This window comes from Fictibacillus sp. 26RED30 (genome assembly GCF_015903845.1).
Classification (GTDB): Bacteria; Bacillota; Bacilli; order Bacillales; family Fictibacillaceae; genus Fictibacillus; species Fictibacillus phosphorivorans.
The window spans coordinates 215052-236753 of record NZ_JACZDV010000001.1 but is presented as its reverse complement, the minus strand read 5'-3'; the positions used below and the strand labels follow the sequence as shown (position 1 = coordinate 236753).

The window sequence follows — 21702 nt, the reverse complement described above, 5'->3', positions numbered from 1 at the left end:
TTTTTTTACAGTCCTGTTCCTATCATATCCGAGATTATCCTATTACTCTATAAAAAAGACTAAAGAGGAACGGTTAATGTAAGCGCTATCTAAATCTTTACAAAGAATCCTGTTGTATGATGTTCCAACACCATGTAAAATGTCCATATCAAACATACATGTGTACTTTCCATAAAAACAAAGGGGCGGATAAAATGGTTACTCACGTATCAGTAGGACTTTTAGGATTAGGAACTGTCGGCAGTGGTGTTGTTAGAATGATCGAAGGGAATCGCGAAGAATTGCAGCACCGAGTTGGATGCCCTGTTTTTATTGAAAAGATACTCGTTCAGAATGTAGATAAAGAACGTCTTGTCTCCATAAATAATGAATGGTTAACACAGCATCCTGAGGACGTCATTCAAAATCCAAATATACAGGTTGTTATTGAAGTGATGGGCGGTATTGAACTAGCCCGGGAATATATCACACTTGCTCTTCAAAATAAAAAGCATGTGATCACGGCAAACAAAGATTTGATGGCCTTATACGGTGCAGAGCTTTTACAAGTAGCTCATGAGAATGAATGCGATCTATTCTATGAAGCAAGTGTTGCAGGAGGAATCCCCATTATTCGTTCACTCGTCGATGGGTTGGCTTCAGACAAAATTACAAAGATGATGGGAATCGTCAACGGAACAACGAACTACATTCTTACAAAAATGGATAAACAACAGCGTAACTATGAAGAAGTATTAAAAGAAGCTCAAGATCTTGGATACGCAGAAGCCGACCCCACATCAGATGTAGAAGGCATCGATGCAGCGAGAAAAATGGCGATTCTCTCAACACTCGGCTTCTCCATGCACATCCACTTGGATGATGTAACTGTTTCAGGTATTTCAAAAGTTACACAAGAAGATCTCGAATATGCACGCCAGTTCGGTTATACGCTGAAACTGATCGGAAACGCAAAAAAGGATAACGGAAAAGTGGAAATCAGTGTTGAGCCCACTCTTCTGCCTGACTCGCATCCGCTAGCAAGTGTTCAAAATGAATACAATGCGGTCTATGTTTACGGTGAGTCTGTAGGAGAAACCATGTTCTTCGGACCAGGTGCCGGGCAGCTACCAACCGCTACTTCAGTTGTTTCTGATTTAGTTGCTGTGGTGAAAAACATGCGACTTGGTGTTAATGGTAAAAGCGTTGTTGCTCCACAGTTTGATAAACAGTTAAAACAGCCGAACGAGATCGACGGAAAATTCTTTTACCGGTTGTACGTGAAAGATGAGGCAGGTGCTTTCTCTTCGATCACTTCTCTGTTTGCACTGCATGACATCTCACTTGAAAAATTAATTCAAAGCCCTGTAGATCATAAAGGGGTAGCAGAAGTTGTAATCGTGACACACGGAACGAACAAGCAGCAAGATAGCCACGTCTATAACCTGCTTCGCGACTCTGAAATGGTACAAGAAATCAAAAGTCACTATCGAGTGGAGGGAGCTTAATATGCATTGGAAAGGACTACTACATCAATATAGAGAATATTTGCCGATTAATGAGTCTACTCCCCTTCTATCGTTGAACGAAGGGCAAACTCCACTTATTCCACTGACACATCTATCTAAGGAATGGGGCATCAACCTTTATGCGAAGTACGAAGGAGCGAATCCTACAGGCTCTTTTAAAGACAGAGGCATGGTGATGGCTGTTGCAAAAGCGAAAGAAGAAGGCAGCAGAGCGATTATTTGTGCATCTACAGGAAATACGTCTGCTGCAGCTGCGGCTTATGGTGCAAGAGCTGGCCTCAGATGTATCGTTGTTATTCCTGATGGTAAGATCGCTCAAGGAAAGCTTGCTCAAGCTAAAATGTATGGAGCAGAGATCTTTGCGATAAAAGGAAATTTTGATGAAGCTCTTCAGATGGTACAAAAAATGAGTGAAGAAGAAGACTTCACCCTTGTTAACTCTGTAAATCCATATCGTCTGGAAGGACAAAAAACAGCTGCTTTCGAATTAGTTGATGCGCTAGACGGAGCTCCTGACATCCTAGCAATACCCGTTGGAAACGCTGGTAACATTAGTGCTTATTGGAAAGGGTTCAAAGAGTATGATGCAGTGAGATCCTCTGGACTCCCCCGTATTCATGGATTCCAAGCAGCCGGTGCAGCTCCTATCGTAAACGGATCTGTGGTAAAGAATCCTGAAACGATTGCAACTGCCATCCGAATCGGGAATCCTGCGAGCTGGAAGTTAGCTTCATCTGCATTAGAAGAATCAGGTGGGGTCATTGATGCTGTTACAGATGAAGAAATCTTAGAAGCTTATCAGATGCTTGCATCCAAAGAAGGTGTTTTCGCTGAACCTGCTTCTTGCAGTACGATTGCTGGATTGTATAAACAATACAAACAAGGTTTGCTTCCAAAAGGCGCTTCGGTTGTGGCCATCCTAACGGGCAATGGTCTTAAAGATCCTGACATTGCGCTAAAAACAGTGCAACAAGAACCAATCGTGATTCCGAATGATTTTGATCTACTACGCCAACAGCTAAAAGGATGTGTTGTATAAATGAAAGCAGAACCTTTTTCTATTCATGTTCCAGCAAGTACTGCCAATCTTGGTCCCGGCTTTGATTCTGTCGGGCTTGCACTAAATAGATACTTAACGGTTCACGTTCAGCCGTTCGCTCCGCGAAAAACAACATTTCACGGCGAAGAACTTCAAGCATTCAATAAAGATGAAAACAACTTAATCATGCAGGCTGCACATTTCACAGCAGATTCTTTTAGAAAAAAATTGCCTCCGTGTCAGCTAGATGTGGTTAGTACTTTTCCAACATCAAAAGGAATGGGAAGTTCTGCATCAGCGATCGTGGCAGGCATCGAACTCGCAAACATCCTTTTAAACCTTGAACTTTCTAAAGAATCAAAATCACTACTTGCAAGTTCACTAGAAGAACATCCTGATAATGTGATACCAGCCATATTTGGAGGACTTACGATCAGCTTTTACAATGGACAAGTGGTAGAAACAGTCCATGTTCCAGATGTTGCAGTTGAGATGATCGTTGCCATTCCAGATGGAGTTCTTCATACGAAACAGTCTAGAGGCTCTCTGCCAAACCTTCTTCCCTTCAACAAGGCGGTTGAAGGAAGCGCGATCAGCAATGTTCTTGTTGCAGCATTGATGAAGAACGACTGGAAGAAAGCAGCCGATATGATGAACCGCGATCTGTTTCATGAACCGTTTCGTTCAAAATGGGTTCCCCTCTATGCTGAACTAAAAGAAAAAGCGATTGAACTCGGTGCTTATGGTGCAGCTATAAGTGGATCGGGACCATCCATCGTCTGTTTTACGCCTCATCAAAAAGCAGCAGGTATCACAGAACAAATATCAGCACTGTTTCCTCAGTACCACTTTGAAACAGTTTTTCCAGATCGCAGAGGTGTAGTCGTCGAAAAATGTTTGTCCGCTGCTCTATAACTCAAACTTAAACAGGAAAAAGGATTAAGCACTGAAATGCTTAATCCTTTTTGTTTTATTTATGAGCAATCTCAAATTGATCTCTTAGTAGCGTCCAGTTTTCAGGGAATGGTTCTCCTAATACCCAATAACCAAGCCCTCTTAATTTATATTTCTTCACGAGTTGATTCTTTGCTTCAGCACTTTGTTCGTTCTCAAACCATACAACGTGCTCTTTGCCGCTATCATCTTTGTAATTAAAAAACGGCGCTTGAGACTCGTTATCGTATTTTACAGTCGCATCTTCTTTTAATGCCAAATCATGTGCTTCTGCTGGCGCGACGCGTTTTGCAAACTTATTTCCTTTTTTATAAGGAAGTGTCCAGTCATATCCGTATAACGGTGCACCCATCACGATTTTTTCTGGAGGGATGACAGATGTTGCATACTTCACTACTTTCTCTACTTGCTTTACAGGCGCAACAGCCATTGGAGGTCCGCCAGACCAGCCCCACTCATAGGTCATAAGAACAACAAAGTCAGCTAGCTCTCCATGACGTTTATAGTCATGTGCTCCATGCCACGGTCCTTTTTGTTCATCACTTGTTTTTGGTGCCAATGCAGTAGAAACTTTAAATCCTTCTTTTTGAACTTGTGGGATGATCGTTTCTAGAAAACCGTTATATAGCTCTCGATCTTTTTCTTTAATATGTTCGAAATCAATATTCAGTGCTTTATACCCTTTTTGCTTCATCGTGCTGATAACGCTGCCGATCAGTGTTTTTGAAGCGGTTTTTTCTGTGAAGATGTTATGTGCGATCTCAGGTGAAAAGTTTCCGTCTATAAAGTTTGTTAACACCATCATCGGCATGGCTTTAGATTTCTTCACTTCTTGAAGCGCCGCATAATCCTTAATCGGCTTAAGTGATCCATCTTTATTTACTTGATAACTAAAAAACGCTACGTAAGTTAGATCGTTTACCGATTCTTGTACATCTTTTATTGATTGTTTCGCTTCGATCGGCTCTAAGAATCCTAATGTCTCAATCTTCGTTTTACCATGATTCGTTTCAGCTTTTGAGATATCGACTTGTTTTTTCTGTGGCGAATTAATCTGTTCTAACCTTGGGCTATTTCGCGTTTCGTTACTCATGTTCTTTGGTGCGGCTTCGCTTTCCTTCAAATTATTAGAGTTGCCGCAGCCGCTCAGTACAATCGTAAACGCCGCAAAAAGCGCGACTATCTTTTTCATAAACAAACCTCCTTCATTTTCGTTATTTTTCCATGAAGAGGTTTGTCCTATTCTCTTTTTTTAAAATAGCTCTCACCATCTAATCCTCTTATCTTTCATAAGTCCCAAACTAATTGCTATTTGTGATTTATCTTCTTAAGCATCATTGCCAAGTTGATTGTAGTGTAAGGTGTGAGACTCCTGGGGGATCAGTGTGACAGGTGAGACACCTAGGGGTGCAAAGCACCGAGGTGGCTCACCGCACACCCCCCGGAAAGCGAAGCACCTGAAACGGAAATCAACTACTTTCATAGGCTGCCAAAGATTCCATGAACAAAAAAAAGACCCCAACAGCGTGGAGTCTTTTAATCTTTATATCGCCCAGTTCCCTTTTGTAAATAACGGAATACGTTTACCATCCTCATATTCAGCCTCAATTTCAAGATCTGCAGAACCGATCATAAAATCAGTGTGGCCGCGGCTGAAGTTGATCTCTTTTTCTTCCATCTGTTCTGGTGAAAGGTTTCCTGCATCCTTAACTGACATCGTGATTGATGTTCCGATCGCTAGATGGCATGAAGCATTTTCATCATACAATGTGTTATTAAATGTGATACCTGAGTTTGAGATCGGTGAATCGTGAGGAACTAATGCAACCTCACCTAAGTACCCCATTCCATCATCGATGCTAAGCAGCTGTTTCAATGTGTCATACCCTTCCTCTGCCGTGAAATCAATCACTTTTCCATCTTTAAACGTTAAGCTGAAGTTATCAATGATGTTCCCCATCGCCGAAAGTGGTTTTGAGCTTGATACTTTACCGTTTACACCATATTTTCTCGGTGTCGTGAACACTTCTTCCGTTGGCAAGTTCGGGATATAATACGTTCCGAACGTTGAATGGTGACCTCCACCAATCCACGTGTGATCTGGATGAAGATCGATGCTTAAATCCGTACCTTCTGATTTATAATGAAGCGTTTTGAACTGCTGTTCGTTTAAGTAATTCACTTTCTCTGTCAATGTTTTCACATGTTCGTCCCATGCTGCTACAGGATCATCCTGATCGACTCGGACGGTCTTAAAGATTGCTTCCCAGAGTGTCTCTACTGCTTCTTCGTCACTTTTGTCTGGGAATACGCTCTTTGCCCAACCAACCGTAGGTGCACCAGCGATCGCCCAGTGCATATCTCCTCTTAATTGACCCGCTGAGAAAGCTTGAAGTTTCTCACCGCGATTTTTTTGAACGAACATCATTCGCTCAGAAGGAACGCCTTTATAAGCATTCGGATCATTTCCCGTGATCATCAAAAAACAATCATGATTTTTCACAAGGCTGTTATATTTATCAATTTCCCATGAAGGTAGATCATTTTGAAGAACCTCTTCTGCTGCAAGAGTGAGATGAATGCGGCTTGTTTGTGTATCTGTCCAATCCACCATCACTCGTTTACAACCATTCTCGTATGCATGCTTCGTTACCTTACGCGTAAATTCTGCCGTCTCAATTGGCGAACTAATGAGCAACCTTTGTCCCTCTTTTAAACCTAATCCAACCTTTATCACTAATTCAGCGTATTGATCCAATTTTTCTTCAAACGACTTCATACTTTCCCCTCCGATTGGTAAAACATAAAAACGACTGATAAGTTTATATTATTTTAATTATATAAAAAAATGAATATTATGACTACTGTTTTCTTTAATGACTTCTAAGTTGACTGTAGTGTGAGAAACTTCTTAGCTACCCCATACTTAGGGTAAGCTCACCTCACCTCCGGAAAAGTAAGGATCTGAAACGGACAATGAAGATAAAGAAACATTTACTTAAAAGAAAAGATCACATAACAGACTGTGATCTTAAATGATTACTTTCAGTTTTATTTAGGCTAAATCCGATCTGCGAGAGTGCACTCTCTAAATTGTTCGTGATCATAATTCCTTTAAAATCTACATCAACATGTAAAGTTGTCATTGCAAGATCAGGTCTGAATCCCGTTAGAATTGGAGTAACACCAATTAACCTTAACAACTTCACAATATTTAACAAATATTCACTAACCGAATTATTGATTCTGCTCACTCCTGAAAGATCAACGATCATATACTCCAGTTCTAAGCTCATGCTGCTTTCTAGTGTGCTTTGAATGATGATTTCTGCTCGATATTCATTGATATGACCAATGATTGGAAGGATTGCAACACCTTTTGTTAAAGGAACGATCGGCACTGAAAGTTCTTTTATCTCTTTATTTGCCTTGTCCAGTTCTAACACGTACGTCAATAAGGATGACATCGTCTGGAAAAGCTCGATGTGCTGATCTGTAAACTCAAAGGTTTCAGTATCTAAACCACAGATGGTTCCGTAATTTTCACCATCTTCATAATAGATCGGTATTGCAATAAAGCTTCCACCACCTAGATCTGCCGTCACATTCAGATGCTTCGTCCGTTCATTTTCCGTAATATCTTGGATTAAAAGAATATCATTGCCTTGATCTACACTCACTTTACAAAACGTTTCTTGAAAGGGCATTGATGTACCTTCTTGAATCAATACTGTGTTTTTATTAATCGCTTTTTTTATTTCATTTACTTCTTTGTCGTTCTTAGCAATAAACAACGTATTAATGTTGATAAGTTTACTCATAAAATGAAGAATATTCTCTGTTGCTTCTTCAAAGTTTTTAACCGATTTATTTTTAAGTGTTGCATTTAGATGAATAGACAAAGTAAATGACCAACCTTTCATTTCCAAAAATCTTTTTGAGTTTATACTTTGATGGTCCACCCATTTATTTACCCTTCGCTAAATGAAATAAACATTTATGTAAAAAAATATCTCTTTCAACCGTAATTCCAGTCTTCTTATACCAAATTATGGTACTTGTGATTTGAATTATGCGATACTTTTTTTGGAGGTGATGTTATTTGGAAATTAAGATTGATATTGATCCAAAGTATGAACAAACTGCCATTACGATTCAAACAAATGAAATGACTTCTGAGTTAGAGAAGATCCTCCTTTGCCTTAAGAACACCAAAACAAGCCACATAAAAATTTTTGGGACGAAAGAAGATCAAACGTTTATTTTACAACCATCAGAAATTGATTATTTTTATTCTGAAGACAGAAGAACTTATGCAAGAACGAAACAATCACACTATGAAGTAAGCATGAATCTCACTATGATCCAAAGTCATTTGAGGAATCACTATTTTGCACGCTTCTCTAAATCAGTAGTAGGAAACGTAAATCAGATTAAACGTTTTGAGTTATCGTTTAACGGAAATTTGTGTGTGTACTTCCATTCTGGACACCGAGAATATGTAAGTAAAAAATATGTTAAAGCACTAAAAGAAAAACTATTAAACGGAGGTACTAATGAATGATTGTGAATAATTGTTTTTTAAACAAGCTTTTAATCGGATTGAGTTTTGGTGCGGTGATATTTTTTGTTGCTTTAACTAGTTACATGCTATTCGAAATTGAGATAACGATAAAAGAACTTTGGCTGAATTTCACAGGTTCACTACTGGTCGGAATCTACTTTTCAACTGCATCGGTGATTTTTGATATTGAAAAATGGAGTACCCTTAAACAAACTAGTATTCACTTTATAACTTCAGTCGCATTCTTCTTCCCCATCGTCATACTTGCAAAGTGGGTGCCTGTTGAAACTTCTCCACTCCTAATATGCTTCCTGTGCTTTCTTATCATCTACAGCTTCATCTATTTAATCTTTTATTTCCATTTCAAAAGAATGGAACGGCAGTTAAACGATTTACTCTAAACGTTTATAAAAGCTAAAAAAAACAGCTCTTTGAACGAGAGTTGTTTTTTATGTCTAAAGAACTATATGAAAACTCCTAAAATAAAACATTCTTCACCATTTTTTCAAATTAAAAGTGTTTGAAAATAGTTCTTTAAATAGTAAATACTCCCTATTCTATATAAAAAACACGGGAGTTATCTCCTATTCTAGTAGTTGCGTTATCGTGGTAACATTTTGAATACACGGAATTATCCGACAATATATGTCGGTTTTCGGTAACTACTACGATTTTAGGGGGAATCTTGGTGAAAAAAGGGAAATGGGTATCTGCTGCACTTGCTACTATGTTAAGCTGCTCTGCTTTTTCAGGTGTTAGTGCTGCACCAGCGAATGTATCAACCGATTTACAAGCAACACATCAACACGATGATCACAAAGGACATAAGCATGGAGGCGGTCCTTTTGATTTAGGCGTCGCCAACGATGAAAAATTGATCGAAATGCTGAAGAAACAAGGCGAGATCAGTAAAAATGCATCTGAAGCAGATGCACAGAAAAAATTACAGCAATTTTTACACAAAAAACAAGAGAACGCTTCTAAATTCTCTGAAGGTGCACTAGAAGACGAACATAGTGAAAAACGTAAAGAAATTAGAAGTAAGCATAAAAAAGATGGCCTTAAAAAAGACCGTAGAAAAGAAGATAAGATCAAAAATGTAAAAGAAGAAAAGTGGAAAGGACAAAAGCGTGTAGATAACGTTCTTGTTCTTATGATAGAGTTTCCAGACTACCCTGCTACGAACATTAAAGCAGACGAAACAGATATGTTTTATGAAGAATACCCTAAGAAACACTATGAAGACTTAGTCTTTGGAAATAAAGGATATAAAGGGCCGAATGGGGAAAAATTAATCTCCATGAAGCAATATTATGAACAACAATCTGGTGGAAGTTACTCTGTAACAGGTAGTGTTGGAGGTTGGTATAAAGCTAAGCATCCAGCTGCTTATTATGGAGGTAACGTACCTACTCCAGACGGTAACGACAAAGACGCTCGTTCTCTAGTAAAAGAAGCGCTAGAAGCGGCTGCAAAAGATCCTAACATTAACCTAGGAGACTATGACCAAGAAGATCGCTACGACCTAGATGGAGATGGTAATACGCGTGAAGCTGATGGTTTAGTAGACCACCTTATGATCGTTCACTCAAGCGTTGGTGAAGAAGCTGGCGGAGGTGCACTTGCAGGTGATGCAATCTGGAGCCACCGTTGGAACCTTGGTTCACCTTTCCCAATCGCAGGCTCAGAGTCTGAAGTTGATTATTGGAACGGTATGATGGGAGCTTACGATTATACGGTTCAACCTGCTGATGGAGCAGCTGGCGTATTCGCTCATGAATATGGTCATGACCTTGAGCTTCCAGATGAGTACGATACACAATACACTGGCCAAGGTGAGCCTGTTGCTTACTGGTCGATCATGTCTAGCGGAAGCTGGGCTGGTAAAGTTCCTGGTACTGAGCCAACTGGTTTCAGTGCTTGGTCTAAAGAGTTCTTACAAGCGTATATCGGTGGTAACTGGTTAAGTGGAGAAACGTTCGTTTACGAAGAGATCAATCGTAAAGGGATTGAAGTTCTTCTCGATCAGGCAAACACGAAAGGTACGAACAATGATGCCGTTCGCGTTGATCTTCCACAAAAAGAAACCGTGGTTAACAAGCCTTATAGCGGTGCGAACCAATATTTCAGTGGTAGTGGAGATGACCTAGATAACTCATTAGTTACCTCTCTTGATCTTACAAAAGCTTCAACAGCTTCACTAAACTTTAAAACTTGGTATGACATTGAAACAGATTGGGATTATGCTTCTATTCAAGTAAAAGAAGAAGGAGCAACGGATTGGGTAACTGTTAAAGGAAACCTGACAACAGATACGAATCCAAATGAACAAAACCCTGGCCACGGTATTACAGGAAGCACGAATGGCGAATGGGTAAACGGAGCGTTCAATCTATCAGCTTATGCTGGCAAGAAGATCGACCTGAAATTCAACTATTGGACAGATGTAGCTGCAACAATGCCTGGATTCTTTGTAGATGACATTTCTGTAAACGTTGATGGAACCGAAGTATTGTTTGATAATGCTGAAGGAACGTCTACATTTAAGCAAGAAGGCTTCACGAAGAACCAAGGAAAATTCTTTTCTGATCATTACTACTTATTAGAATGGAGAAATCACCAAGGTGTTGATAAAGGGCTTGGGCACATCGCTCGCGGTAAAAGCTTGATGTCTTATGATGGCGGACTTGTTGTTTGGTACGTGGATAACAGCTATTCTGACAACTGGACAGGCATCCACCCTGGAGATGGTTTCTTAGGCGTAGTTGATGCGAACCAAGAAACGCTTAAATGGAGTGATGGTAAAGTAGCTTCAACTCGCTACCTGATCCATGACGCTGCGTTCAACACAGATAAAGGTAAACCGATGTTCTTAGATTACAAATCAATCAATGGAACATCGCTTACAGATAACGCGATCCATCCAAACTCCGTATTCAATGATAAAGATGACTACTCTAACCCTGGACTTCTAGACGCAGGACGTAACGTTCCACAATACGGACTAAAGTTCTCAGTTGAAGGAAAGAGTAAAGATAATTCTGTAGCGAAGATTAAGATCTCTCGCAAGAAATAAACATTATTCATAAACCCAACTGTGTACATGCAGTTGGGTTTTATTTTCCTAGGGTAAACTGTTAATAAGGAGGGTATAAAAATGAAAAAGTTTGTACGCGTATTCTTAACGGTTTTTACACTGATCTTGCTTATGAGTTGCAGTTCCCAAGAAAATGATAATCTTCTTGGGAAAAACACAAAGGAATCAGAAGAAAAAAAGGCAGAAACTGATCCAAAAGATTCCTCTGATTCTAAATCTGCAGAACAAAACGAGGTGACTGCCATGATCGCGAATGACGAAAGAATCATTCAGATGCTCAAAGATAAGGGAGAGATTCCTGAGAATGCCACAACAGAAGAGATCAACAACGCTCTCCAAAAATATCTGCAACAGAAGAATCCTGGCAATCTAGAGGATGAAAAAGCTAAAAAGAAATACATCGAGGAATTGAAGCAAAAGATTCAAAAAGATAGTAAGACAGCTGAATAGTTGTAGATTCAGTAATAGCATATAAGAGCTGTTTATGTATTCGTTGTTGCTTTTGAAAGTAGTTGATTTCCGTTGCAGATGCTCGCTTTCCGCGGGGCAGGCGGTGAGCCACATTTCACTACAATCAAAAAGTCAAAGAAGGAAATGAAATAGACTTAAAAACAACAAGCTTTTAGAATGCATTCAATATAAAAAATTTAAATCAGCTACATTCTAATAAAAAATCTTCAAAAAAAGATGGTTTAAAGTGTCTAGTCTTAGAGCACTTTAAAACCATCTTTTTTATTGCTTAGCTTCGTTTATACGGCCACCAGTTTGCTTCGCCAAAGTTCTTAACTAAAACTGGGATGAGTAACGGCAACACGACAAATGCATATAGAAGCAATCCTACTAAGATGATGGACGCGATCTGCAATAATGAAAGCATTCCAGAAGGCATCATCGCAGCAAACGTTCCACCTAATATGATAACGGCGGAAATGATAACCGTTCCCATCTTTTTCATTGCGAGAAGCATCGCATCTGCAACCGTAAGATCTTTATATTCATTAAATCGATCCATTAAGAAGATGCTATAATCAACGCCGAGCGCCACAAGGATTACGAATCCAAAGAACGGAACAGCCCAGCTGATTCCTGTATATCCTAATAAGTTTACATAGATGAATTCATTGATCCCCATTGACGTGTAATACGTTAAAATGAGTGAACCAATCAAGTAGACAGGCATGATTAAAGAACGGAACAAAAATACGAGAATGATCGAGATTCCTACTAACATGAGCAGAACGGTTCTTGAGAAATCATTGCTAGAAACAGTCTGCAAGTCAGCGTTTGAACTCGTGATTCCCCCCACTGCCACTTTTGCGTTTTCTAGCTCCGTTCCTTTTGTCACTCGATTGATTGCTTCTTTTATCTCGCCTACTTCATCAATTGACTCGTTAGAATAAGGATTGATTCCAAACACTACATCCATCGTCATCGTTTTGCGATCTTCTGATAGATAAGCATCAAGTGCCTGTTCAAAATCCTCGCTTTCAAGTACCTCTTCTGGCATATAAAAAGCACTCTTATCCTTTGTTTCGGCTAGATTGTTCAAATAATCCTGCGCAGAACCAAGACCATCTGAAACTTGATTCAATCCGTCAGCACTCTGATCTAAACCAGTCGTTAACTGACTAAACTGACCACCAAGGTCTTCAAATCCTTTTAACAGCTCTTGTTGGCCCTTATTAATACCGTTTAAGCCGTTTGTTAGCTTAGGTACATTATCAACGATCTGACCTTGACCGTTAGCTAACTGCCCGAGACCGGACTGAAGTTGATCTGTACCATCGATCACTTGCTGAAGTCCACCAATAATGCCTTGTTGATAGCCGTTTATCTCTTTAAATTTACCATTAGCTTGTTGAACACCTGATGAAACCTGACTCAATCCACCGTTTAATTGGTCTAGTTGACCTTTGATAACAGGCAGTTGGTTTTGAGTAGCTTTCACTGTGTTCTTTATTTTCTGATACTCTGAATCGTTTTCTGGAATTTCATAACGATCTTCCAAAGCTTGAAAATCTTGTTCTGTAATCGAGGCTAAAGCAGTATTCAAGCTTCCTAAACCTTGCCCTAGTTTTACGTAGTTTGATTGGATCGTTGATAGATTTGATCCCGCTTGTTCATAACCCTGCTGAATCTTTTGATAACCAGCCAACAGCTCTTGTTGTTTAGATTTTATCTGTTGTAATCCCTTTTTTGCGTCAGCTGCTCCTATCGTTCCTTTTCGAATTCCATCTTCTATCTTCACCAGATTCTTTTGAATCTCGTTTAAACCCGATTGAGTAGCACTCGTGCCGTCGATAAGCTGCTGAATGCCGTCAGTCGCACCAGTCAGCTGCGGCTCAGATTTTGATAACTCTCCGCTCGCTTCCATAAGTCCGCTGCTGATTTTATTGATTCCTTCTTTTCCATCACCAAGGCCATCGCCTAAGTTTTCTGCCTGCTTGTAGACGAAGAACTCTTCAACCGGTTCGCCAGTAGGTCTGGAAACAGACCTTACTGCATCAACATGGTTAACCTTTTCAAGTTCCTGACTAATCTTTTCAGCAAGCTCCATGTATGAAGTCGAGTCCATACTTTCATCATTTTTAATAACGATGTTTGTTGGCATCGATTCTCCCGCTCCAAAGCTTTCTTCAATTACATTAAACGCTTGGATCGATGAAACATCCCCTGAAATTTCTTCTAATGAGTTAAACGATAGCTTTCCATCATACGTTACAAGAAATGGTACGCATATTACCGCAACGAGGATGAGCGATAACAATGGACGTTTTAATGAAAAGTTCCCTGCAACTGCCCAGAGTTTGCTTTCGCCATGCTCCGCTTTTTTCTTAGATGGCCAAAAGATTTTCTGACCTAAGACCATCATGAAGAAAGGTACGATCGTGAATAAAGCAATTAAAAGAATACCTACACCAACCGCGACTGCTGCTGCTGATTGATAGAGAATGAACTGAGAAAAACCGATCGCAGCAAATCCAATCATGACCGCCAATCCACTAAAGAAAACAGTACGTCCCGCCTGACGATACGTTGCGATGATCGCTTCTGTTTTACTTTCTGTGAGTGTTAGTTCTTCTTTATATCGACTTAGCAAAAGAATGCAATAATCTGTCCCGATTCCAAACAGTACAGCGACTAAAAAGATCTGCGTATAATTGGAAATTGGAAAGTCGAACGAATCGACTAACATCGCCACGATTGATTGTGAAGCGAGATATGTCACACCAACGGTTAGCAATGGAATAAGTGGCGCAACTACCGATCTGAATACTAAGAGCAATACACCTAGAATGAATACTACCGTAATGCCTTCTGTCTTTTTAAGTCCCTCTTCAGAACTTTTCACAAGATCTTCGTTGATCATCCAGTTACTTGTGTAATAGTGATCAACTTTGTTGTCTTGGATCGTTTTGTATAGAGCCTCATTCACTTCACTTGGCTCTCGGTCATTCCAAGCTACTTTTATAGACGTTAAGATAGAGTTTCCATCTTTTGAGACTAACTGCTTCTCGAGACTTTTTTCATTAAAGTGAGTCAGAATCTCCGTGATTCCTAGCTCTTCTTTATTCTTTTCAAGTTGACGGATCGCTCGCTCAACTTCTTTTTGATCTGCGGCACTAAGTCCCTTTTCATCTGAAAAGACAAGGGCTACGGTAGACTCATCACCACCGCCTTCTTGTTCCTGAACTTCGCTCATAATGTCTGAAGCCAATGATGACGAATAGCCATCCGGTACATCGACTTGTCCTTTTTCTCGTACCAGCTCTGTCATATTAGGTGCCGATAACATAAGAACGGCAACGACAGCGATCCATGCAACAAGCACAAGCCACTTTTGTCTTAAAATAAACCGCACGATTTTTCCCCCTGCCTATTGTTTTTCCTGAAGTGTTGTTAAGATGTTGTTGATCTTTTCGTACGTGTCAATAAACTGTTTGATCTCCTGCTCTTCAAACTGAGTAATGATAGATTCTACCAAGTTATAGATTCTTTCTTCAGTTTTTTTGTAAAGCTCGAGTCCCGCTTCCGTTAATGTGAGGTAAACGACGCGGCGATCATTTTGATCTCTCGTTCTCTCGATCAAGTCTTGATCCCACAATTTTGTGATCACAGCGGTAATCGCGCTTTTTTTAACATCAAATACTTTCGCTAGCTCTGTTGACGTACAGTTCTCTGTCTTGTAGATATATTTCAATGTATAAAATTGATCATTTGAAAGTTCACTCTGTAGCTGTTCTTTTACAAGGGACTCCCCTTTTTTATGAACCGCAAATGTGAGATCGATATAACGATCAACAAGTTCTTTAATGGATAGTTGTGACATGCAAATCCTCCTGTTTGTTCATTTTTTTAACTGTTCAACCATTGAACTATCTATTTCCAGATTTAGATTACATGGTGGACAAGCAGCTTGTCAATCACTCTGCTGTAACTTTTACAGAGATCTATTTAAACGTAACAAAAAAGACATATCTCTTTAGATTAAATAGTTCAGATAACGTGGAGAAAACTTAAAATCACTGCCCAAAAAACATACGTTTTCGCAATTTGAATAGCAAGTGAATTAATAATACAATTAGCACAAAAAAAGCTTGGGAAATCCCAAGCTTTTTGTTATTGAATGTGTAGTTCTTATTCAATTAAAGCCCCCGTTTGTTGAAGATGATTCTTTATCTTATTTTTCATACCATGCTGTCTTTGGTCTGGAAATTGGATAACCATTTTGTTGTCTATATAATTTTCTTTCATTGGTAAAATCAAACCACTGCTTTTCACTGTCGGGATAATTAGCATAATGAATAATACAAAGAATTTGGTCTTCCACACAAGAATCAGTCCAACATCCAAGATTCAACTCTAAATTATGGAAGACCTCTTCCCAATTTTCTGTCTTTATTTGTTCGAGGGTAAAATAACCCAGAAGAGTAACTAACTTAAAAGCTAATTCAGAACCAATTGAAGGCACTTTTTGAAATGTTGCTAAGCCTTTCAACGTTTTTGCCCTTTCATTTGAAACATCAAACAAGTCAACGATTTCTTCTATCATCAACTTATGGAAGTCACTAAATTTTATTTTCATTTTCCTAAGTATTTGTTTTTCCTCTTGAGATAAAGGTAATTTTGGTCTTTTTGGATTCAAGAATTATCCTCCATTCAAGTAAGTGGCTTAGACATATCCATCATATTTTTAAATCCGAGATTTTCATAAACCTTTCTCCCTGACGAACTTGACCACAGCCTTGCTCGTCTTGCCCCTTTTTGTGATAGCCACAAACAAATTTCATCTACTAATTTATACGCTAATCCATTATTACGATGATTTTTCAATGTATATACTGCTAACACCCAACCAAAAAGACTTTGTTCTTCTGCAAGCGGGTAGGGATACTCTTTCCTAAGTAAACCACCTGCACAAGCAACAATCTTATCATTACTATCTATGGCAACTCTGAACTTTAAATTACCTAAATTAGTCTCTTTTATAAACAAGTTTTTAACTTCTTCAATTCTCTGGATATCTGGCTTTGGAATTTCATCTATCTCTCCCATTTCGCATGCCATTCTGTACCAATAGTCTGCCATAATAGTAATTTCATCATCATTAGCCCATCGAGTTTCATACATTCTATTACCTCCAAAAAGAGAGATACTTAATTTCATTTATTCAATTAAACTGCCCGTTAGTTGAAGAACTAACTTTTAATAATCTTTAAGTTTATTTTACCACATAATGTAATAAACCCTTTATTTTTCTCGCAACAGACTGATAATCACATACCAATTCACAAGTAAAATAGCAGCCTAATTCCAACAATGACAATAGCCATTGTCACTTTGTTATTATGGGTGCTATTTCTTATGTTATTTTGTTGTTATGTTCTTATAAAATGCCGATATATCAATACAAACGGTTCTTTTATTTACCGTGATAAAAGGGATGCTAATACATATGCCATTTACGATGTTTCTCCACAAAAACTGAACTACTTATCTTTAGATATGCCTTCTTTATCTTTCTTATGAAGTTTGCTTGTTTTCTTGTAGTGAATAAAGATAAAAAATATAATCGATCGATGCTCCTTTATAGCCGAGCTGATTGACGATCGCCGATAGATGACCGCGATGATACGTGCCGTGATTCACGATGTGTTGATTAAGATCTGCATAGGTTGAATGTAGTGTTCCGAAATGTGGATGATGAACGGTAATATCAGGGGATAAATCTCCTATTCCTTTGATGAAATTCTCGTAGTCTTCAGATATGGTTTGGAACTTCTTATGCATGTTTTGTAGATCAGCCTCATTTATTTCTTCGTGTAGCTGTTTTACGGAGTTAAAAATATCTTCGAATGTTCTCCCTTTTAGTACCTGTAGCCATACATAATCAACTTGATACATGTGTACGAGAACATCGGCAATCGTAGGAAAAACACTTTCTACCTCTTTTCTATACATTTCGGTTGGAAGTTCTTTAAGTTTCTCAAATACCTTCTCATTAGCCCAAGAGTTGAATAGTTGGAGCTGTAGTGATTTACCCATCTTTAATACCTCCAAGTTTGTTATTCAAGGTACTAATTTCGATATTGAGATGGAAAACTCCTTTAAAAACGCAAACAAACGTTCTTTTTTTTAGGAAGTGGCAATGTGGCTGAGCCATATTCGTACGCAATAGCCTTTGCAACAAGCAAAGTATACTTAAAGGGGTATTTGAAGGATTCAATCCAGAAGTTTTATAATTTTATCCACAAGATCTGCCCTTCAATCCAAAAGTTTTGCGGTTTTATCCACGAGTTTTGCTGCTCAATCCAAAAGTTATCTGCGAATCTACAAACTTCGACAAACTCTTAAACTAAAATCCCCCAAAAAAGCGCACTCCCCTAAAGAGTACGCTGATCATCACATATCTTATTTTACGATCTCTGATAACAACTCAAAAGAACGCAATCTTGCAGCATGGTCGTAGATCTGACCATTTACGATAATTTCATCTGCCTGTGTTTCATCCAAGAACGCTTGAAGCTTGGCTTTTACAGTTTCAGGACTACCGATAAAGGATGTGCGTAACTGTTGGTCGAGTGCTGCTTTTTCATACGGACTCCAGATCCCATCCATGCTCTCAACAGGGGGCTTCAGCTTCGTTGGATTTCCACGGACTAAGTTGACGAACTGCTGCTGAAGAGAAGTAGCGATTCGTGCTGCTTCCTCGTCTGTATCTGCGATTACCACGTTTGCTCCAACCATCGCATACGGTTTCTCGAGTACTTCTGATGGTGTGAACGTATTACGGTATAACTCTAGAGCAGGAATCGTGTTGTCTGGGGAGAAATGACTCGCAAATGCAAACGGCAGTCCTTCTCTACCCGCCAATCGTGCACTAAATCCGCTTGAACCTAAAAGCCAGATCGGAATATCTTGTCCTTCTCCAGGAACTGCTCTAACTTTCATCGGCGATTCTGCTCGTTCTGGATCGAGATACGTTCGCAGTTCATCTAACTGATATGGAAAATCATCACCCATGTTGCCTAGATCACGGCGAAGTGCTTGTGCGGTTACCTGATCAGTTCCCGGAGCTCGGCCTAGTCCGAGGTCGATTCTTCCTGGATAAAGTGCATCAAGTGTGCCGAATTGTTCAGCAATCACGAGTGGGGCGTGGTTAGGAAGCATGATCCCGCCAGAACCGACACGAATTTTTGAAGTACCACCCGCCACATGTCCGATCACGACCGAAGTAGCAGAGCTCGCGATTCCAGGCATGTTATGATGTTCAGCTAGCCAATAACGGTTGTATCCCCATTTCTCAGCATGCTGAGCGAGATCTAACGTATTTTGAAACGATTCCGTTACCGTTCCGCCTTCAACGACCGGTGCAAGGTCAAGAACTGACCATTTCACATCACTTAAACTTTTTTTATTGGACATCGTAACGTCCTCCTTATTTAAAGCAACAAAAAATTAGCTACTATATTTTAATAATTCGCTACTAGTATAACAAGTTTGCTTTCGTAAATAAAAAATACTGCTTATCCTTTATGTGGATAGCACGTGCTTAGCGAGCAACTCATATGACTTTTTGCGGTCTTCATAAGAGTGAGTAATCGTCACAATCATTATTTCATCTGTATGATAGATTTCTTGTAGTCTCTGTAGTTCTTTCTTTACCTCTTGTGGTGTGCCTATCATCATTTTTCTTTTTGCCTCAAGTATTAATTGTTTCTGTTCTTCTATTGAGAAAGAGCTCTGAGCTTCTTCTAGTGTTGGAACGCCACTTCCCTCGCCAGCAGCATTCTGTTTTCTCCATAGAATTCCTGGTAATGCGAGTTCCTCAGCACGTTCCGTTGTTTCTGCGCAGATCACAGAAACCGCAACAATGGTTTTTGCTGTTTTCAATAATGATTTTGGCTGAAACGACTTTTGGTAGGATACTACAATTTCTTGTCCTGGCTTATCACTCATAAAATGGCCGAACGCATAAGCTGTTCCAAGTTCTGCAGCTAAATCAGCACTTTTTTGGCTAGTTCCAAGAATCCATGGAACGGGCGAAATCTCAGGGACTGGCGCGGCCTGAATCTTAGAGAACATATCGTCGTTTGGAAAATCGTTATGCAGAAAATGCAGCAGTTGTTTAGTGTAGTCAGGAACTTTTCGAACATTCTCCAGATAATTGCCCGAAAGAGCGATCGACGCTTCTGCTGAACCCCCAGGTGCACGGCCTATACCTAGATCGATTCTATCTGGAAAAAGGGTAGCAAGCATGTTATAGGTTTCCGCAACTCTGTAAGGTTTATAATGCGGTAAAAGCACAGCTCCTGCGCCGAGTCGTATCTTTTCTGTGTTTGCCCCTATGTAGCTCAACATCACTTCTGGCGCTGAACAAGATAAGCCGCTAAAGTTATGATGTTCCGCGATCCAATAACGAATATATCCGAGCTTTTCTCCCTCTTTTGCCAGATCCATTGAAGCTTGAAGAGCATCTTGCGCACTTTTACCAGAGGAGATTGGTGATTGATCGAGTATGCTTAATTTCATCAGGTGCATCCTCCCTTGTATTCTTGTATTTTACTCCAATCTGACTCTCTTTACTTTTTTTGAGGATTATCAAATAAAAAAAGAACCCCACTTGAGGTTCGATAACGCTAGACTTTTATTTCAGTATCCGCCTTTACAAACTGATCAGCAGATAATGTACTTGCTCGGTAATGCGTAAAGAGTTCCGCTTCTGTCAAATTTAACGTGCGGCAAATCGACTGAATTTCCAGCCATGAACCTCTCTCCAAACCTTGTACGATTTTTAATGAAAGGTTATAGGAATCCCTATTCCCTAAAAGAGCTTCAGCCAGCTCATTCGTTATCGGAAGGTCTGCGATCACATCTTTCATGTTCTTACTTAGCAGAGTGTCGATAAGAGAAAACATACCAAACATGTAAAGATGGTTTTTAGATACACCTACAGATTTTGCGATGCGTTCAAAAAAGAAGGCCCGAGTAAGACTCATCTTTACGATTTCTAATCCATTATCGACTCTGTTCAAACTCGACATCATCAAAATCATAACGAGCTTTTTGATCTCAAATAGTCCGACGAGAACGACAGCCTGTTTAATCGTTGTAATCTTACTTTTAAAAAAGTAGGTACCAGAATTCATCACTTTCAAAAGCTTATAAGAAAGCGAGAGATCACGTTGGATCAAGCTGCTGATCTCATCAATGTCTGGATCGGAACCATTCAACTTTTCTAATAACAAAAGATAGTTCGTTGGAATAGGAGCGATATCCTTGCCTTGTAATATAACGGGTCTGCTAAAGAAGTAGCCTTGAAAATACTCAAATCCTAGCTCTTTGGCTTCTTCAAACTGCTCCCGTGTTTCGATCTTTTCAGCTAGAAATGTAATCTGCTCGCGGTACGTTTCAATCATAATCTTCATCTCTTCGACGTCCATGATTAAATAATCTACTTTAATAATATCGATATAAGGTAGAACTCTATCTAAGTTGCGGTTTACTGAAACATCATCCAGCGCAATAATATATCCTTTATTCTTCAACTCTTTACAGACTTCAAGTACTTCGTCCGTTAGACGAACATCTTCTAAGATCTCAACAACGATATATTGAGGAGAAATATAAGTAGGAATTCGATTTAACAACAGATTTTCCGTAAAGTTTATAAAACATTTCTTGCGTTCTCCAACTTCTTTGATCCCGATTCCAGCAAAGCTGTTCACCATCACATCTATCGTAGCACTGTCATGATCCAAGCCATCATATCTATTGTTCTCACTGTTTCTATATAAAAGTTCATAAGCCACAACGTTCTCATCTTTATCTAAGATCGGTTGTCTGCCGATAAAAATATCCATTTCAATCCCCATTCACAATCAATAATCTTTTTTCCTTTATATAGACATCAAACCATAAATTGTAAACAAGTACAATACGTGTTTCGTTGTTAAATGCTTCCAAATGGTTGGTTGCGACTTCTCCTTATACTTTTGACCAACCTGTAATATCATGTTTCATCTTAACCGACAGTAGG

Annotated in this window: 18 protein-coding genes; 7 read left to right on the top strand and 11 right to left on the bottom strand. The window is 39.3% G+C overall.

What is annotated here, in order from left to right; genetic code table 11:
* Positions 1 to 194: 194 nt before the first annotated feature.
* The 3 genes from IHV11_RS01110 to thrB are packed head-to-tail and all read left to right on the top strand — an operon-like array spanning position 195 to position 3462.
* A complete protein-coding gene (locus IHV11_RS01110; protein ID WP_197189728.1) occupies positions 195 to 1487 on the top strand; it encodes a homoserine dehydrogenase in 1293 nt (430 codons plus the stop codon).
* A gap of 1 nt (position 1488) precedes the next feature.
* Complete coding sequence (gene thrC, locus IHV11_RS01105; protein WP_197193495.1) at positions 1489 to 2547, top strand: threonine synthase; 1059 nt, start codon at positions 1489 to 1491, stop codon at positions 2545 to 2547.
* Positions 2548 to 3462 (top strand): homoserine kinase, encoded by a 915-nt coding sequence (gene thrB, locus IHV11_RS01100; RefSeq protein ID WP_197193494.1) that lies wholly within the window; start codon positions 2548 to 2550, stop codon positions 3460 to 3462.
* A 55-nt stretch (positions 3463 to 3517) separates the two neighbouring features.
* Here the strand turns inward: thrB and IHV11_RS01095 are convergent, their stop codons facing one another.
* The 3 genes from IHV11_RS01095 to IHV11_RS01085 all read right to left on the bottom strand — a co-directional run bounded on the left by IHV11_RS01095 (position 3518) and on the right by IHV11_RS01085 (position 7424).
* A complete protein-coding gene (locus tag IHV11_RS01095; RefSeq protein WP_197193493.1) occupies positions 3518 to 4693 on the bottom strand; it encodes a glycosyl hydrolase family 18 protein in 1176 nt (391 codons plus the stop codon).
* 351 nt (positions 4694 to 5044) lie between these two features.
* On the bottom strand, positions 5045 to 6280 hold the full coding sequence (locus IHV11_RS01090; RefSeq protein ID WP_197193492.1) for an aminopeptidase: 1236 nt from the start codon (positions 6278 to 6280) through the stop codon (positions 5045 to 5047).
* A 232-nt stretch (positions 6281 to 6512) separates the two neighbouring features.
* Entirely contained in the window at positions 6513 to 7424 is a 912-nt protein-coding gene (locus IHV11_RS01085) for a GAF domain-containing protein (protein WP_197193491.1), read from the bottom strand.
* 179 nt (positions 7425 to 7603) lie between these two features.
* Between IHV11_RS01085 and IHV11_RS01080 the strand changes: the two genes are divergently transcribed.
* From IHV11_RS01080 to IHV11_RS01065, 4 genes are all read left to right on the top strand, one after another.
* Positions 7604 to 8065: a LytTR family DNA-binding domain-containing protein gene (locus IHV11_RS01080; RefSeq protein WP_197193490.1), complete on the top strand. Its 462-nt coding sequence runs from the start codon at positions 7604 to 7606 to the stop codon at positions 8063 to 8065.
* Positions 8062 to 8466 (top strand): DUF3021 domain-containing protein, encoded by a 405-nt coding sequence (locus tag IHV11_RS01075; RefSeq protein WP_197193489.1) that lies wholly within the window; start codon positions 8062 to 8064, stop codon positions 8464 to 8466. Before IHV11_RS01080 ends, IHV11_RS01075 begins: the two co-directional genes overlap by 4 nt.
* A 287-nt stretch (positions 8467 to 8753) precedes the next feature.
* A complete protein-coding gene (locus IHV11_RS01070) occupies positions 8754 to 11141 on the top strand; it encodes an immune inhibitor A domain-containing protein (protein WP_197193488.1) in 2388 nt (795 codons plus the stop codon).
* A gap of 81 nt (positions 11142 to 11222) precedes the next feature.
* Positions 11223 to 11612: a hypothetical protein gene (locus tag IHV11_RS01065; RefSeq protein ID WP_197193487.1), complete on the top strand. Its 390-nt coding sequence runs from the start codon at positions 11223 to 11225 to the stop codon at positions 11610 to 11612.
* Between the two features lie 289 nt (positions 11613 to 11901).
* Here the strand turns inward: IHV11_RS01065 and IHV11_RS01060 are convergent, their stop codons facing one another.
* From IHV11_RS01060 to IHV11_RS01025, 8 genes are all read right to left on the bottom strand, one after another.
* Positions 11902 to 15024: an MMPL family transporter gene (locus IHV11_RS01060; protein WP_197193486.1), complete on the bottom strand. Its 3123-nt coding sequence runs from the start codon at positions 15022 to 15024 to the stop codon at positions 11902 to 11904.
* 15 nt (positions 15025 to 15039) lie between these two features.
* Positions 15040 to 15492, bottom strand: coding sequence for a MarR family winged helix-turn-helix transcriptional regulator (locus IHV11_RS01055; protein ID WP_191752208.1), 453 nt, complete (start codon positions 15490 to 15492; stop codon positions 15040 to 15042).
* A gap of 351 nt (positions 15493 to 15843) precedes the next feature.
* On the bottom strand, positions 15844 to 16308 hold the full coding sequence (locus IHV11_RS01050; RefSeq protein ID WP_231620168.1) for a helix-hairpin-helix domain-containing protein: 465 nt from the start codon (positions 16306 to 16308) through the stop codon (positions 15844 to 15846).
* A 14-nt stretch (positions 16309 to 16322) separates the two neighbouring features.
* Positions 16323 to 16793, bottom strand: a complete 471-nt coding sequence (locus tag IHV11_RS01045; RefSeq protein ID WP_197193485.1) for a GNAT family N-acetyltransferase — start codon at positions 16791 to 16793, stop codon at positions 16323 to 16325.
* Positions 16794 to 17186: 393 nt separating this feature from the next.
* Positions 17187 to 17708: a DinB family protein gene (locus tag IHV11_RS01040; RefSeq protein ID WP_197193484.1), complete on the bottom strand. Its 522-nt coding sequence runs from the start codon at positions 17706 to 17708 to the stop codon at positions 17187 to 17189.
* 366 nt (positions 17709 to 18074) lie between these two features.
* Positions 18075 to 19088, bottom strand: a complete 1014-nt coding sequence (locus IHV11_RS01035) for an LLM class flavin-dependent oxidoreductase (protein ID WP_197129400.1) — start codon at positions 19086 to 19088, stop codon at positions 18075 to 18077.
* Between the two features lie 108 nt (positions 19089 to 19196).
* On the bottom strand, positions 19197 to 20195 hold the full coding sequence (locus tag IHV11_RS01030; RefSeq protein WP_197193483.1) for an LLM class flavin-dependent oxidoreductase: 999 nt from the start codon (positions 20193 to 20195) through the stop codon (positions 19197 to 19199).
* 107 nt (positions 20196 to 20302) lie between these two features.
* Positions 20303 to 21526 carry an EAL and HDOD domain-containing protein gene (locus tag IHV11_RS01025; protein ID WP_197193482.1) on the bottom strand — a complete coding sequence of 408 codons (1224 nt, stop codon included), beginning with the start codon at positions 21524 to 21526 and terminating at the stop codon, positions 20303 to 20305.
* Positions 21527 to 21702 lie beyond the last annotated feature (176 nt).